Annotated in this window: 8 protein-coding genes; all 8 read left to right on the plus strand. The window is 59.5% G+C overall.

Going from position 1 to position 13,863, the window contains the following annotated elements:
* Nucleotides 1–30: 30 nt before the first annotated feature.
* Nucleotides 31–546 (plus strand): type VI secretion system baseplate subunit TssE, encoded by a 516-nt coding sequence (gene tssE, locus CLM72_RS27855; RefSeq protein ID WP_003195563.1) that lies wholly within the window; start codon nt 31–33, stop codon nt 544–546.
* Complete coding sequence (gene tssF, locus CLM72_RS27860; RefSeq protein WP_054919759.1) at nt 543–2,402, plus strand: type VI secretion system baseplate subunit TssF; 1,860 nt, start codon at nt 543–545, stop codon at nt 2,400–2,402. The genes tssE and tssF overlap by 4 nt, the downstream gene beginning before the upstream one ends.
* Nucleotides 2,366–3,409 carry a type VI secretion system baseplate subunit TssG gene (gene tssG, locus CLM72_RS27865; protein ID WP_034129114.1) on the plus strand — a complete coding sequence of 348 codons (1,044 nt, stop codon included), beginning with the start codon at nt 2,366–2,368 and terminating at the stop codon, nt 3,407–3,409. Before tssF ends, tssG begins: the two co-directional genes overlap by 37 nt.
* Entirely contained in the window at nt 3,402–6,056 is a 2,655-nt protein-coding gene (gene tssH, locus CLM72_RS27870; protein ID WP_105228976.1) for a type VI secretion system ATPase TssH, read from the plus strand. The genes tssG and tssH overlap by 8 nt, the downstream gene beginning before the upstream one ends.
* Before the next feature lie 157 nt (nt 6,057–6,213).
* Nucleotides 6,214–8,160, plus strand: a complete 1,947-nt coding sequence (locus CLM72_RS27875; protein WP_105228977.1) for a type VI secretion system Vgr family protein — start codon at nt 6,214–6,216, stop codon at nt 8,158–8,160.
* Nucleotides 8,161–8,175: 15 nt separating this feature from the next.
* Entirely contained in the window at nt 8,176–8,610 is a 435-nt protein-coding gene (locus CLM72_RS27880) for a DcrB-related protein (RefSeq protein ID WP_105228978.1), read from the plus strand.
* Nucleotides 8,611–8,624: 14 nt separating this feature from the next.
* Nucleotides 8,625–13,007 (plus strand): RHS repeat-associated core domain-containing protein, encoded by a 4,383-nt coding sequence (locus CLM72_RS27885; RefSeq protein WP_105228979.1) that lies wholly within the window; start codon nt 8,625–8,627, stop codon nt 13,005–13,007.
* Nucleotides 13,004–13,765, plus strand: coding sequence for a pentapeptide repeat-containing protein (locus CLM72_RS27890; protein WP_177430946.1), 762 nt, complete (start codon nt 13,004–13,006; stop codon nt 13,763–13,765). The genes CLM72_RS27885 and CLM72_RS27890 overlap by 4 nt, the downstream gene beginning before the upstream one ends.
* Nucleotides 13,766–13,863: the final 98 nt, after the last annotated feature.

Here is a 13,863-nt window from a genome sequence, read left to right on the forward strand (position 1 = left end):
CTCTCGCAACCCGTCCGTGGAGCTGCTTTGGTGGTAACTGAAATCGCTTCCCGCGACCGTCTGCAACCGTCCCTGCTGGACCGGTTGACCGACGACGACCCGACCAACCCCAAGGAAAGCGCCGACAAACGCGTGCTGTCCCTGACCCAATTGAAGGCCTCGGTGCTGCGTGACCTGGCGTGGTTGCTTAACACCACCTCGTTACTCGATACCGATGCCACGCTGCACACCCCGGCCGGCACTTCGGTGGTCAATTACGGCCTGCCGGCACTGGCGGGCAACAGCGCTTCGAGCGTCGATATCAAAGCCCTGGAAGCCTTGATTTACCAGGCCATCGCCACTTTCGAGCCGCGTATTTTGCGCCACACATTGCGAGTCAAGGCGCGCATGGGCCATGGCGAGATGAATCACAACGCCCTGAGTTTCGAAATTGAAGGCGACCTGTGGGCACAGCCGGTGCCGTTGCGTTTGCTGTTGCAGACCGACGTGGACCTGGAGTCCGGCCATGTGCGCGTGCTCAATGCCGACCAGCGGAGACGCCCATGAACCCGCGCCTGCTGGAGCTGTACAACCAGGAACTGCACCACGTGCGCGAAAGCGCCGCTGAGTTCGCCAAGGAATACCCGAAGATCGCCAGTCGGCTGACCCTGTCCGGTATGGACTGCGCCGACCCGTACGTCGAACGTTTGCTTGAAGGCTTCGCCTATCTCACGGCCCGTGTGCAGCTCAAGCTCGACGCCGAGTACCCGACCTTCACCCACAACTTGCTAGAAATCGCCTACCCGCACTACCTGGCACCGACGCCGTCGATGACCGTAGTGCAACTGCAGACCGACCCCGATGAAGGCTCCCTGGCCGGCGGTTTCCCGCTGCCCCGTGACACGGTGCTGCGTGCCGCCCTGGGCCGTGAAACCCAGACCTGCTGCGAGTACCGCACCGCGCACCCGGTGACGCTGTGGCCTTTGCAGGTCAGCAACGCCGAATATTTCGGCAACCCCGCCGCCGTGCTCGGGCGCCTGGCCGCCAGCGAACCGAAAGCCAAGGCCGGCCTGCGCCTGACCCTGCGCACCGGTGCCGAGCTGCCGTTCAACAGCCTCGACCTGGATACCTTGCCGCTGTACCTGAGCGGCGCTGATGAACAACCGTTTCGCCTCTACGAACAACTGCTGGGCAACGCCTGCGCGGTGTTTGCGCGCCAGCCCGGTGGCGATTGGGTCGAGCGCCTGCCCCAGGGCGCGTTGCGCTCGCGGGGGTTCGATGATGCCGATGCGGCCATGCCGGTGGTAGCGCGGGCGTTCCAGGGCTATCGCCTGTTGCAGGAGTACTTCGCCCTGCCCCATCGCTTCCTGTTCGTTGAGTTCGCCGAGTTGAGCCGTGCGGTCAAACGGTGTGACGGCCAGGAGCTGGAACTGATCGTGCTGTTCGACCGCCACGAACCGAGCCTGGAAGGCAGTGTCGGCGCGGCGCAGTTCTTGCCGTTCTGCACGCCCGCCATCAACCTGTTCCCCAAGCGCGTGGATCGTATCCATTTGTCCGACCGGGTCAATGAACACCACGTGATCGCCGACCGTACGCGGCCGATGGATTTCGAGATTCACTCCTTGAGCGGCATTACTGGCCATGGCACCGGACCGGAGCAGCCGTTCTTGCCGTTCTATGCAGTGCGCGATCCGTCGCGCTATGGCCGCGACCAGGCGTATTACAGCGTGCGCCGCGAGCCGCGGGTGCTGTCCAGCGATCAGCGCCGCAATGGCCCGCGCTCCACTTATGTAGGCAGTGAAACCTTCGTCAGCCTGGTGGACAGCCGCCAGGCGCCGTATCGCCATGACCTGCGCCAGTTGGGCGTGACGGCACTGTGCACCAACCGGGACCTGCCGCTGTTCATGAGCGTGGGCAACGGCAAGACCGACTTCACCCTGGCCGACAGTGCGCCGGTACTGGCCGTGCGGTGCGTCGCCGGGCCAAGCCGCCCGCGTGCCAGCCATGCGCATGACGCCAAGGCTTGGCGCCTGATCAGCCAGTTGTCGCTCAACTACCTGTCCTTGAGCGAAGAGGGCCAGGGCGCCGGCGCCTTGCGCGAACTGCTGCGCCTGTACGGCGACAGCAATGACGCCGCCCTGCAATTGCAGATCGAAGGCCTGCGCGAAGTCAGCAGCAAGGCGGTGACCCGACGCCTGCCGATGCCTGGCCCGATTGTGTTTGGCCGCGGCCTGGAAATCACCTTGGAGTTCGATGAAAACGCGTTTCGCGGCACCGGCGTGTTCCTGCTCGGTGCAGTGCTGGAGCGCTTCCTGGCACGCTACGTGTCGATCAACAGCTTTACCGAGACGGTGATCCGTACCACCGAACGCGGCGAGATCATGCGATGGAAAGCCAAGCCCGGACGGCGTCCGACCCTGTGAGAACCCTGGACGCGATGCACCAGGAGCCCTGGGAATATGACTTCTTCCAGGCATTGCGGCGCATCGAGTGCGAAACACCCGAGCTGCCACGCCTGGGCCATTCCCTGCGCCTGGCCGATGATCCGCTGCGCCTGGGGCAGCAGGCCGATTGCACCTTCGCACCCGCCACCCTTGCCTCGGTCGACCCCGGTGGCGACGGCAAGCCGGCGCGGTTGGAGCAGTTCTTTTTCGGCCTCGGCGGCCCCAACGGGCCGCTGCCGCTGCACATCACCGAGTACGTGCGCGAGCGCCAACGCAACAACGCCGACAGCACCAGCAAGCAGTTCCTGGATGTGTTCCACCATCGCCTGCTGACCCTGTTCTATCGGGCCTGGGCCGAGGCGCGGCCAACGGTCAGCCACGACCGCCCGGACGATGACTACTGGTCCGCCCGCCTCGCCGCCCTGAGTGGCCGTGGGATGCCGAGCCTGCTCAATCAAGGGCTGATCCCCGATACCGCGAAGCTGCATTACAGCGGCCATCTGTCGGCGCAAACCCGCTACCCGGATGGTTTGAAAGCGATCCTCAGCGAGTACTTCGGCCTGCCGGTAGAGATCGAGGAATACGTCGGCCAATGGCTGGAGCTGCCCGAACGCAGCCGCGTGGGGGTCAGCGCCAACCAGTTGGGCGTGGACTTCTGCCTGGGCAGCCACGTGTGGGACCGCCAGCACAAATTCCGCATCCGCCTGGGCCCGCTCACGCTGGATGACTACATGGGCATGCTGCCCGGCCAACAGCCGTTCAACGAGCTGGTGGCGTGGGTGGCCGAGTACCTGGGCCATGAATTGGACTGGGATTTGAACCTGGTTTTGCAACAACCCGAAGTTCCGGCGCTGCAACTCAACGGCCAGTTCCGCCTGGGCTTCAACACCTGGCTCGGCCAACCTGCGCATGACGCCAACGACCTAATCCTGGCCCGGCATTACGCCGACCACGCCACCACCTCAAGGAATCCAGAGCATGGGTGAAATCAGTCGCGCCGCACTGTTCGGCAAACTCAACAGCGTGGCCTACAAAGCCATCGAAGCCGCCACCGTGTTCTGCAAGTTGCGGGGCAATCCGTATGTGGAACTGGCCCACTGGTTTCACCAGTTGCTGCAACTGCAGGACTCGGATCTGCACCGCATCATCCGCCAGTTCAACGTGGAGCCGGCGCGCCTGGCCCGCGACCTCACCGAAGCCCTGGATCGCCTGCCGCGTGGCTCGACGTCGATCACCGACCTGTCGTCCCACGTGGAAGAAGCCGTAGAACGCGGCTGGGTGTATGGCAGCCTGATGTTCGGCGAAAGCCAGGTTCGCACCGGTTATCTGGTGCTGGGCATCTTGAAGACACCGAGCCTGCGCCATGCGCTGCTGGGTTTGTCCGGCGAGTTCGACAAGATCAAGGCCGAGGCCCTGAGCGAGCGCTTTGATGAATACGTCGGTGACTCGCCGGAAAATGCCTTGAGCGCCAGCGATGGCTTCAATGCCGGCGTCCCTGGCGAGGCCAGCGGTGCCATGGCGCCCAGCGCGATGGGCAAGCAGGAAGCGCTCAAGCGCTTCACTGTGGACCTGACCGAACAGGCCCGCAGCGGCAAGCTCGACCCAATCGTGGGCCGTGACGAGGAGATTCGCCAACTGGTGGATATCCTCATGCGTCGGCGCCAGAACAACCCGATCCTCACTGGTGAGGCCGGGGTGGGCAAGACCGCCGTGGTCGAAGGTTTCGCCCTGCGTATCGTCGCCGGTGACGTACCGCCTGCGCTCAAGGACGTGGAGCTGCGCAGCCTCGACGTGGGCCTGTTGCAAGCCGGCGCCAGCATGAAAGGCGAGTTCGAACAGCGCCTGCGCCAGGTCATCGAAGACGTGCAGGCTTCACCCAAGCCGATCATCCTGTTCATCGACGAAGCCCATACCCTGGTGGGTGCCGGTGGCGCTGCCGGCACCGGTGACGCGGCCAACCTGCTCAAGCCTGCCCTGGCCCGTGGCACCTTGCGTACCGTGGCTGCCACCACGTGGGCCGAGTACAAAAAGCACATCGAGAAAGACCCGGCCCTGACCCGCCGCTTCCAAGTGGTGCAGGTTGCCGAACCGTCGGAAGACAAGGCCCTGCTGATGATGCGCGGCGTGGCGTCCACCATGGAAAAACACCACCAGGTGCAAATCCTCGACGAAGCTCTGGAAGCCTCGGTGAAGCTCTCCCACCGCTACATTCCGGCGCGCCAGTTGCCGGACAAGTCCGTGAGCCTGCTGGACACCGCCTGCGCGCGCGTCGCCATCAGCCTGCACGCGGTCCCCGCGGAAGTGGACGACAGCCGTCGCCGTATCGAAGCCCTGGAAACCGAGCTGCAAATCATCGCCCGTGAGCATGCGATCGGCATTGCCATTGGAGCGCGTCAAACCCATAGCGAAGCGCTGCTGACCGCCGAACGTGAGCGTCTGGCCACGCTGGAAAGCCGTTGGGCCGAAGAGAAAACCCTGGTGGATGAGCTGCTCGCCACCCGCGCAACCCTGCGCGAGAAGGCCGGGGTTGTGGACAGCGGCAACGATGAACTGCGTGCAAAACTGGTCGATCTGCAACAGCGCCTCACCGCTCTGCAAGGCGAAACCCCTTTGATCCTACCGACCGTGGATTACCAGGCCGTGGCCTCGGTGGTCGCCGACTGGACCGGCATCCCGGTGGGCCGCATGGCCCGCAACGAACTGGAAACCGTGCTCAACCTCGACCAGCACCTGAAGAAACGCATCATCGGCCAGGACCATGCCCTGCAAATGATCGCCAAGCGCATCCAGACCTCCCGCGCCGGCCTCGACAACCCGAGCAAGCCGATTGGCGTGTTCATGCTGGCCGGCACCTCGGGTGTGGGCAAGACCGAAACCGCCCTGGCTCTGGCCGAAGCCATGTACGGCGGCGAGCAGAACGTCATCACCATCAACATGAGCGAGTTCCAGGAAGCCCACACCGTGTCCACACTCAAGGGCGCGCCACCGGGCTATATCGGCTACGGCGAAGGCGGCGTGCTGACCGAAGCGGTACGGCGCAAACCCTACAGCGTGGTGCTGCTGGATGAGGTGGAGAAAGCTCACCCGGATGTGCACGAGATTTTCTTCCAAGTGTTCGACAAGGGCGTGATGGAAGACGGCGAAGGCCGGGTGATCGACTTCAAGAACACCCTGATCCTGCTGACCACAAATGCCGGTACCGAACTGATTTCCCACGTCTGCAAGGACCCGGCGAACGCCCCCGAGCCCGAGGAAATCGCCAAGGCCCTGCGCCAGCCGTTGCTGGAGATTTTCCCACCGGCCTTGCTCGGTCGCCTGGTGACCATCCCGTACTACCCGCTGAGCGACGAAATGCTCAAGGCGATCACACGCCTGCAACTGAACCGCATCAAGAAGCGTGTGGAGAACACCCATAAAGTCGCGTTCGAGTATGACGACGCGGTGGTCGACCTGATCGTCTCGCGCTGCACCGAGACTGAAAGCGGCGGGCGCATGATCGATACCATCCTCACCAACAGCCTGCTGCCGGACATGAGCCGGGAATTTCTGACGCGCATGTTGGAAGGCAAGGCGTTGGCGGGAGTGCGGATCAGCAGTCGGGATAATGAATTGCACTACCAGTTCAACGATTGACCTGAAGAAACACGATCAAAACTGTGGGAGCTGGCTTGCCTGCGATAGCGGTCTGACATTCAACATCCATGTTGACTGATCCACTGCCATCGCAGGCAAGCCAGCTCCCACACTGAATTCGGTTTCTTCAGTTATTACGACACTCACGGGTTAACCGATGCTATTCAACCAAGCCTCACGCCTGGCCAAGATCAACAGCCCCCTCGGGCCGGATGTGCTGCTGCTCAACGAAATGGGCGGCGGTGAAGAGCTGGGCCGGCTGTTCAACTATGAGCTGCAACTGACGTCCCTGGACGCCAACATCGACCTTAACCAATTGCTGGGTAAACCGATGAGCGTCGGCCTGCAACTGGCGGACGGCGGCGAGCGGCATTTCCACGGGATCGTTGCGCGGTGCAGCCAGAACATCGACAAAGGCCAGTTCGCCAGTTACCAAGTCACCCTGCGCCCTTGGCTGTGGTTGCTCAGCCGTACCTCCGACTGCCGTATCTTCCAGAACCTGAGCATCCCGCAGATCATCAAGCAGGTGTTCCGTGACCTGGGTTTTTCCGACTTCGAAGACGCGCTCAGCCGGCCGTATCGCGAGTGGGAGTACTGCGTGCAGTACCGCGAGACCAGCTTCGATTTCGTCAGCCGGTTGATGGAACAGGAAGGCATCTACTACTTCTTCCGCCATGAACAGGAGCGCCATGTGCTGGTGCTGGCCGACGCCTATGGCGCCCACACCAGCGTGCCCGGCTACGCGTCGATCCCCTACTACCCCAAGGACGAGCAGCAGCGCGAACGCGACCATATGCACAATTGGCACTTGGCGCAGGAGGTGCAGCCGGGCTCGCTGGAGCTCAACGACTACGACTTCCAGCGCCCCAGCGCGAGCATCGACGTGCGCTCGGCCATGCCGCGCCCGCACACCGCCGGCGACTACCCACTGTACGACTACCCCGGCACCTACGTGCAAAGCGCCGACGGCGAACACTATGCGCGCACCCGCATCGAGGCCCTGCAAACCCTGCATGAACAGATCGAGTTCAGCGGCAATGCGCGCGGCCTGGGCTCGGGCCATCTGTTCAGCCTCACCGGCTTCAGCCGCCAGGACCAGAACCGCGAGTACCTGATCGTCGGTTGCCGTTACTTCGTCGTGCAGGAAAGCCTGGAAAGCGGTGGCGGTTCAGGCTCGGCGCAGTTCGAAAGCAGCCTGACCTGCATCGACGCCCAACAGAGTTTCCGCCCGCTGGCCAATACTCACCGCCCCATCGTCAAAGGCCCGCAGACCGCGTTGGTGGTAGGCCCCAAGGGCGAGGAAATCTGGACCGACCAGTACGGCCGCGTAAAGGTGCATTTCTACTGGGACCGCCACGACCAATCCAACGAAAACAGCTCGTGCTGGATTCGTGTGTCGCAATCCTGGGCTGGCAAGAACTGGGGCTCGATGCAGATTCCACGCATCGGCCAAGAGGTGATCGTCAGCTTCCTCGAAGGCGACCCCGACCGACCGATCATCACCGGGCGGGTGTACAACGCTGAGCAGACGGTGCCCTACGACTTGCCGGAGAACGCCACCCAAAGCGGCATGAAAAGCCGCTCCAGCAAAGGCGGCACGCCGGCCAACTTCAATGAAATCCGCATGGAGGACAAGAAGGGGTTGGAGCAGTTGTATATCCATGCCGAGCGTAACCAGGACATCGTGGTGGAGGTGGATGAAAGCCACTCGGTGGGGCATGACCGCAATAAAAGCATTGGGCATAACGAGACGGTGACCATCGGCAGCAATCGCCTGCGGGTTGTACGCAACAACGACACGGTGATCGTGGGCGGTGCCAAGTCCGACAGCGCCGCCACGCACTACACCATCGAGGCCGGCGAGAGTCTTCGCCTGGTGTGCGGCGACAGCGTGATCGAGCTCAAGGCAGGTGGGGATATCAACCTGACCTGCGGCTCGTTCAACCTGTTTTCCACCGGCAGCAGCAAGATCCAGACAAAGGGCAAATTGGACATCAACCTGGGCAGTGACAAGGGCACTTCGCCGGGTGCCCAGGGCGTGCAAAGCACGATCAAGTCCGCCGTCGAATCAAAATTTCCCGGTAAGCCCGGTGCTGGTCAATAACGAGATTTCGCCACCATGAACTACCTGATCAACGAAGCCCAATTCACCCTGCCCGACGCCGAGGTACAGGACACCTCGATCAATATCCTCAAGTTCGCCAAGCTGAGCACTACCCTGGTGGTGAGCCGCAGCCCCTTGGCCGATGGCGAGAGCCTGCAAACCAATTTCGAAGGCCAGTTGAAAAAACTCGAACAGCAGGTCCAGGACCTTCGCTATTCCCCGGCGCAAGCGGTCAAGGTCGGTCCAGCGCAGGACATCGACGCGTTTGAAGTGCAGAACCACTTCAGCAAAGGCAGCGACAACATTTACCAATATCAGCTGGCCATGCAGATACCGGGCACACGTCGCTTGATCGCCCTCAGTTACGTCAAGGCCCAGCCCCTGGGCCCGGCCGAGGCGGCGCACTGGGCAACGCTGAAAAGCACACTCAACTTCCTTGCCACGCCTTGAGTCGAGCCTGAGCAATGAGTGAGGACCTTTGGGCCGCCCGCGAAGGCGACGCACTGCTGCACACCTCGGTGATGGCCGACATTCTCGGCGGTGTGCTGGAAGTGGCCGCCTATGCGGCGATCACTACCGTGGGCTGCCTGGCCGTAGCCGGGGCGGTGTTCCTCGCGACCGGTGCGACCATTGCCACCGGCGGTGTGGCACTGGTGTTGGTGGTGGGCGCGGTCGTCGGCATCACCGCTGGGCTCACGGGGGCTGACTTGAAAATATCCAGTTGGTGCGAGTCCGCCGCCAACTGGGTGTTCCCGCCAGTAATCGATGCGTTCATCACCAGCGGCTCGCACAATGTGTTTATCAATGGCAAAAAGGCCGCCCGCGCAGCCGGTAAGATGACCGCTGTACCGGTCGCGCCCAGCGAGCCGGCAGCACCAAGCTTCCTGGATATGGCCGGAGAGTTTTTCTCGCAGATGTGGCGCCCGACCGTCGCCTCGCCCGCCCCCGGCACCGAGCCGTGCCCGCTGGACACCGTGGCATGCAACAAGCATCCGCCCATGCCCCTGCAGTTTATTGCCGAAGGTTCCAGCTCGGTGTTCATCAACGGGCAGCCTGCCGCGCGCAGCGGGGATCGTAGTACCTGTGACGCCAAGATCGGCACCGCCCAGGGCCTGATTTCGCCGGATGTGCGCATTGGTGGTGAGACCATTGTGGTGCAGGAGATTCGTAGCGGGAAAACGCCGGGGGTGGGGCTGGCGATTACTGCCTTGTTGATGCTACGCGGCAATGTGAAGTGCTTTTGGAGCAAACTGCCCTGCCTGTTCGGCAGTGTGGTGGTAGGGGCTGGAGTTTCCTATGGCACCAGCAAGATAACCTCTGCGCTTAAGAGCGCCATGAACGGCTCCCCCAACCCCGTACACAGTGCGACCGGCGCCAAAATTCTAGGTGATGAGGATGAACTGGATTTCGTGCTTCCGGGCCTGTTTCCCATCGATTGGCAGCGGTTCTACAGCAGTCTCGACACACGGATCGACGGTCTATTTGGGGCGGGCTGGAGCGTTGCCTATGAGGTATCGGTCGAGATCGATAAAGACGAAAACTTGTTTTATATCGATGAACAGGGACGGCGCCTGGAGATCGGCTACATCCCTGCGTCCGGCGGAGCATTCGACCCAGTCGAAGGTCTTGCGGTCAGGCGCAGTGGTGACGCAGCGGTCTTGATCGAGAGTACCGACGGCCTGTATCGGCTCTTCGAATTCGACCCGCAGAACCGCTCTCGAATGCGTCTGCAACTGCTGGGGGATCGCAATGAAGGGCGGATCTTCCTCGATTACGACAATCAGGGACGGCTGCATCGCCTGCGCGACACCCATGATTTGATGCACGTAGAACTGAACTACTCGGCCGAACACCCTCGGCGTGTAGCCTACATCGAGCGGCGTTACCTGCGCCCAGAGCATTTCGAGGCCCGCAGTGATGTACTCGTCAGTTACCGCTACGACAGTAACGGCGACCTCATTGAAGTTTTAGACAGGCAAGGTATAACCGCTCGGCGCTTTGTTTATGACAATGCTCGGCGAATGGTCGAACACCAATTGCCGAGTGGCCTGCGCTGCTTCTACCAATGGGCCGCTGTGTCTGGGCCATACGGTGAGGAGTGGCGTGTGAGCCGCCACTGGACAGATGGTGGTGATGAATACAGCTTTGACTACGATCTGGATGCTGGCATTACCCGTGTGACCGATGGTCTGATGCGAGTCAGTACACGGCATTGGAACCCGCAATATCAAATCACTCGTTACGTCGATAACTTAGGCCATGCCTGGCAATTCGACTGGAATCAAGATCGCCAACTGTTCGGCGCCATTGATCCTCACGAGGGTCAGTGGTGCTTTAGTTATGACGAGTCCGGAAACCTGAGTAACGTGACCGATCCACTGGCTCGGAGCCGCAACACACAATGGCTTGAGCACTGGGCGTTGCCGCAGGTGGAAACCGACCCGGCGGGCAATAGCTGGCATTACCGCTACGACCAGCGTGGCAACTGTATCGAGGAAGTCGACCCACTGGGTAACCGTACTTGTTACGTCTATGACGGTTTTGGTCAGCCCGTAGAAGTCATCGATGCAACCGGAAAAACCAGAACGTTGCATTGGAACGTGTGGAGCCAACTGGTCGAAGAAGTAGATTGCTCGGGTTATCCGACCCGTTATCAATACGACGAGTTTGGAAATCTGGTGGTGCAGACCAATGCCGAAGGTGAATCGGTACGCTACCGGTACGGTCCTCAGGGGCTACTAATGGAATGCCAGCTTCCAGATGGCCGCGTCGAACTGTTCCAGCGTAGCGCAAATGGTTATCTGACTGCCCACGTTGACCCTGCCGGCAGCACCACACGCTATGACTATGACGTTCGCGGCTTGGTCAAACAACGTTGGGATGCGCATAACCGTTCGGTGATGTTCGATCATGATGCCTACGGACGACTACGCAAGCTGACCAACGAGAATGGCGAGAGCTATCGCTTTGAGTGGGACGCAGCCGACCGCATGGTGCAGCAGCAGGATCTGGATCAAAGCCGGCGCTGCTACACCTACGATTCACTGGACGATATAGTTGCCGTGGACTATCTACCGGGAACAGAGGGCGAGCCGGTAGCGCCGTTGTCGCACCAGTTTCAGCGCGATCCTGTTGGCCGCCTGGTCAGTAAAACCACCGCCGACGGCACCACGGTCTATGAACATGACCTGAACGACCAGTTGGTCGGTGTCACCTTCACCGCCCTTGATGGCCGTCAGCAGCTACTCGGTTTCAGCTATGACGCGCTAGGGCAACTGCTTGAGGAGCAAAGCTCGGCAGGGTCTGTGCAGCATCGTTACGACGAGCTGGGAAACCTGGTCCAAACCGGCTTGCCCGACGGTCGATGGTTGAACAGGCTGTACTACGGTAGCGGCCACCTGCATCAGTTGAACATCGATGGAAAAGTCATCAGCGACTTTGATCGTGATCGCTTGCATCGCGAAGTACAGCGTACCCAGGGCCAAATCAAAACGAGTACCGCATACGACCGAAGTGGCAGGGTTCGCTCACGACAGCGTCGCAGCATTGACCAGCCTTGGCAGTTGCCTCCCCTGGTCGAGACGGACTATAGCTTCGACCCCAGTGACAACCTGATCGGGCGACGTCGTATAAACCACCAACATGATCATCAAGAACATCTGGGTTACGACAGCACCGACCGAATCCTTTTAAGCCACCAGGTTGGCCGGACCGAAACATATGCCTATGACGCTGCCGCCAATCTGCTGGACCGCCCAAATCAAGGTGGTCTCATACGACATAATCGCCTGCTCGTCTATCAAGACAAACGGTATGCCTATGATGCTTTAGGACGAATGATCGAAAAGCGCAGCTCTGCTCGTGGCTTGCAGCGCTTTGCCTACGATGCGGAAAGCCGGCTGGTTGAAGTGCGAAATGAGAGCGGCCACGTGGTCAGAATGACCTATGACCCCCTAGGGCGGCGGATCGAAAAAACCGAGCATGATTACAATGGCCGCCCGTTGGGCCAGACGAGTTTCACCTGGGATGGTTTACGTCTGTTGCAGGAGTTCAAACACAGCCAGACCAGTCTGTATCTATACGAAGGTGAAAGCTACGTGCCCCTGGCCCGGATCGACGGCATCGGCCCCCTGCAAAAAACCCGCTACTACCACAATGATCTTAACGGACTGCCGGAGCGACTGACCGAGGCCGATGGGCAAATTACCTGGCGTGCGACTTATCAGGTGTGGGGCAATACCTTGGAAGAGGTGCGGGAGCCACATTACATTGAAGAGCAAAATCTACGATTCCAAGGGCAGTATCTGGATCGAGAGACGGGGCTGCATTTTAATACATTCCGGTTTTATGATCCCGACGTGGGGCGCTTTACAACGCCGGACCCTGTCGGGCTAGCAGGAGGTTTTAACCTCTATCAGTATTCTCCGAACCCCTCGGGATGGATCGATCCGTTGGGATGGGCACCTTGTGGCTCAACTACTGCTAAGCTTCAAGCCCACGCCAATGCGGCGAAGAAGGCTGTCTACAGTAACCCCCAAAGGTCGTTGACCCCGAGACAAAGAGCAGCGGTGAAACGAGCCTATGATCGAGGCGATCTAGGACAAGCACGCTCTCGCTATCGCCGTTACGTAGGACAGAGAATTGATGCAAACTTCAAAACCAGAGTAAAAAATGATCCATCATTGGGACACCTGGAGGTATCGAAATCAGGACAACGTCTTCCCGATGTGTATGAAACTAAAACTAAAACCTGGTGGGACCTCACGACTAAGGCTGATTGGAAAAGAGGCACGCATCAGCGGCGTTATGGGGACTGGGGCAATGGTTATGAAGGAATATTATGGTGAATGACAAAATACCATCATTCGTGCTGTCCGGCATACACCAGGACGGGCTCGTGTTACCTAAAAAAACGCGTTTTGAAAAAGAACGGATCATCGATTGTAAATTAAAAGATGCGAATCTCTCCGATCCGATTTTCGATCAATGTATATTGGAGAGCTGCAGCTTTGAGAAAAGTGATTTTTCCGGTTCAAGATTTTTCAATAAGACCTTATTAGCCCATTGTCACTTCAAGACGGTTGACTTTCAGGCTTCAGGCTTCAGCAACAGCAAATTCGAGAACTGCACTTTCATAAGGTGCAACTTTCGAGAAGCGTCTTTGAAAGATTGCGAATTCAGCAACTGCCTATTTACCCAGTGCAAGATCATTGACAACTCGTTCAATGCCAACAAAATCAACAACCTCAAGTTTTCGGGAAAATTACAAGAGGTGAGTTTTATATCCGAACCGCCCAACACCCCCCTTCTTGTTGATTTTGAATTATGCAAATTGGATTGGGTAACATTTCAAAACTGTGACCTTGCGCAGATTATTCCCCCCGCAGATATCCAGCACGTTTTTTTCAAAGACGTGTCAGATCGCGCCCGTAAAGCGCTTGCATCAATTACCTCTGAGCCAGACAATCAGATCAATAAGCTATTGAAACGCCGCCTTCAAAAACTCACAACGCAACGAGGCGCGCTCTTCAATATCAAGAATCTTGAAGAGTACGAAGGGCCTGAGTTCACCAAACAGTTTATTGCGCTTCTTCAGGCAACTTAAGAAACGTTAGGGCAGCTCTGAATTAAAAATTCCTGATGATCGGGACCCCAGTTTATTAAAAACTGCAAAAGGTGGGCAGATTATTTAATTTAAATCGA

The sequence above is a fragment of the Pseudomonas sp. MYb193 genome (genome assembly GCF_002966775.1).
Taxonomy (GTDB): Bacteria; Pseudomonadota; Gammaproteobacteria; order Pseudomonadales; family Pseudomonadaceae; genus Aquipseudomonas; species Aquipseudomonas paracarnis.

What these genes read in the sequence shown, in the direction of transcription:
- tssF (WP_054919759.1), top strand. Translation starts at nt 543, where the DNA reads ATGAACCCGCGCCTGCTGGAGCTGTACAACCAGGAACTGCACCACGTG.
- tssG (WP_034129114.1), top strand. Translation starts at nt 2,366, where the DNA reads ATGGAAAGCCAAGCCCGGACGGCGTCCGACCCTGTGAGAACCCTGGAC.
- tssH (WP_105228976.1), top strand. Translation starts at nt 3,402, where the DNA reads ATGGGTGAAATCAGTCGCGCCGCACTGTTCGGCAAACTCAACAGCGTG.
- CLM72_RS27875 (WP_105228977.1), top strand. Translation starts at nt 6,214, where the DNA reads ATGCTATTCAACCAAGCCTCACGCCTGGCCAAGATCAACAGCCCCCTC.
- CLM72_RS27880 (WP_105228978.1), top strand. Translation starts at nt 8,176, where the DNA reads ATGAACTACCTGATCAACGAAGCCCAATTCACCCTGCCCGACGCCGAG.
- CLM72_RS27885 (WP_105228979.1), top strand. Translation starts at nt 8,625, where the DNA reads ATGAGTGAGGACCTTTGGGCCGCCCGCGAAGGCGACGCACTGCTGCAC.